General features: G+C 58.7%; 3 protein-coding genes. All 3 read right to left on the reverse strand.

All coding sequences use genetic code 11. The features are described from left to right. On the reverse strand, positions 1-845 hold an 845-nt coding region (locus tag D8V06_RS00530; RefSeq protein WP_130930263.1), incomplete at its 3' end, for a PAS domain-containing protein. Further along, on the reverse strand, positions 835-1068 hold the full coding sequence (locus D8V06_RS00535) for a PP0621 family protein (protein ID WP_056855651.1): 234 nt from the start codon (positions 1066-1068) through the stop codon (positions 835-837). The genes D8V06_RS00535 and D8V06_RS00530, both read right to left, overlap by 11 nt. A gap of 136 nt (positions 1069-1204) precedes the next feature. After that, a partial coding sequence (locus tag D8V06_RS00540; protein ID WP_130930262.1) for an outer membrane protein assembly factor BamD occupies positions 1205-2196 on the reverse strand: 992 nt, incomplete at its 5' end.

Here is a 2196-nt window from a genome sequence, read left to right on the forward strand (position 1 = left end):
GGGTCCAGAGCAATGAAACTGGGTTGCAGCTCCATGCCGCTGCTGGCGATTTTAAGGCTCTGGGGGCGCAGCGTCGGGTTGTTGAGCCACAGGTGCAGACGCTCGACGAGCGACGGTAGGAGCTCGTCGATCAGTCGGCCTTCAAGGCGATCAAAACCCAGCAGGGTCAAGGCGCTGTGATTGGCCAATTGCACTCGGCGCTGATCGTCGAGCACCAGGATGCCGGTGCGCATGCGTTGCAGGATCAGCGCGTTGAGTGCTTCGAGGCCGATGACTTCGCTGGCCTTCTGCTCCACCAGCGTTTCGCTGACTTCCAGGCGTCGGGCCAGGCCCTGTACCAGCAACGCTGCGGCAAAACACAGGGCGCCGAGGGTACTGACTTGCAAATAGTCGTTGGGACTGGCGCGATGGCTGAAATTCAACAGCAAGCTTGAACCGACGATGCCGATCGCTGCGAGGGCGGCAATCAACAGGCCGATGCGCCTTCGCAACAAGGTATTGCTGATGGCCACCGAGACGATCAGCAAGTTGCCGATGGCGCTCGCCACACCGCCGCCGGCGTAGAACAGGCCGCACAGCAGAAAGATATCGAGCAGTGCCAGGCTGAACAGTTGTGCCGGTCGACGGGTGTTCTCGAAGAAGACCACCAGCACAATATTCAGCACCAGGTACAACCAACTGCCAATGCGCAGTAAATCGTCGTTGGCTGACGTCAGCAACCGGTTATCCATGTTGCTGGAGATCAGCAGCACCAGGATGATGCCGACGCTTAAACGGTAGAGATGATAGAGGCGCAGCAGGCGCTGGGCCTGCTTGTCGCTGTGACTGGATGCCTCAGCGATCACTGGAACCGGGGCCTTGCTCAAGATGAGCCTGGCTGCAATACCACTGTTGTTGAAGGTTCAGTGCGCGATCGCGTGGCAGGTGCACACCGCAATGAGCACAACGGACCATTGGCGCTGCTTCCAGCTCGGCATTGGATTTGGGAGAGGAGGCCTGGCCCTTGTACTTGCGCCAGAACCACACCGCGGCGGCAATCACGGCGATCCAGAAGAGTATACGAAGCATGATGAGCTGCTTTATTGGCTGATGAACAGGCAGTTTAGCCGGGGACATGACAGGCGCACAGCGCATTCGCCAACCACAAAAAAAACCCAATAAAAAAGGGAGACTCAAGCGTCTCCCTTTTGTACCGCCGGTCGTGTCAGTCGAACACGCCGAAGGTCATGTAGCTGAACCACGAACGGTCTTCGTTGTTGCCTTCAGCTTCGTGTTCCTCTTCCTCGATCACTTCGCCATCTGCGTCTTTAGGCTTGAGTTCGTTCGGAATGGCATCCTTCGCGTCCTGGAACTGCTTCTGCACGTCCTGGTTGGCGCGGGTTTCTCCCGGCGGCAGCGGCGGACGGGATTCGATCAGGCCCAGGGTGGCCTTGCTCAGCCACGAACGGTTGTCGGCTTCGTCAACCGACGGTACGAACTGACCGTCCACCAACGATGGGTGGTTCGGGTAGTTGAGTTTCAGGGTTTCAAGGCTGGTGGCGGCCAGTTCGTCGAGATGCAGACGCTGGTAGGCCTCGGTCATCACCGCCAGGCCGTCGGCGACCGATGGGGTTTCCTGGAAGTTTTCCACCACATAGCGCCCACGGTTTGCCGCAGCGACATAGGCCTGACGGGTCAGGTAATAGTCGGCAACGTGGATTTCGTAGGCTGCCAGCAGGTTGCGCAGGTAGATCATGCGCTGCTTGGCGTCAGGCGAGTAGCGGCTGTTCGGGAAGCGGCTGGTCAGCTGGGCGAACTCGTTGTAGGAGTCGCGCGCGGCACCCGGGTCACGCTTGGTCATGTCCAGCGGCAGGAAGCGCGACAGCAGACCAACGTCCTGATCGAAAGAAGTCAGGCCCTTGAGGTAATAAGCGTAATCGACATTCGGGTGCTGCGGATGCAGACGAATGAAGCGCTCCGCAGCGGCTTTTGCAGCCTCGGGTTCCGCGTTCTTGTAGTTGGCGTAGATGAGCTCGAGTTGAGCCTGATCGGCATAACGACCGAACGGATAACGCGATTCCAGAGCCTTCAGCTTGGCGGTGGCGCTGGTGTAGCTGTTGTTGTCCAGGTCGGCTTGAGCCTGTTGGTACAACTCGACTTCACTCAGGTTTTCGTCTACGACTTCCTTCGATGAGCAAGCAGCGGTCAATGCGAGGA

The organism is Pseudomonas sp. Sample_24, from assembly GCF_004307605.1.
In the GTDB taxonomy this organism is placed as follows: Bacteria; Pseudomonadota; Gammaproteobacteria; order Pseudomonadales; family Pseudomonadaceae; genus Aquipseudomonas.

What these genes read in the sequence shown, in the direction of transcription:
- D8V06_RS00535 (WP_056855651.1), bottom strand. Translation starts at nt 1,068, where the DNA reads ATGCTTCGTATACTCTTCTGGATCGCCGTGATTGCCGCCGCGGTGTGG.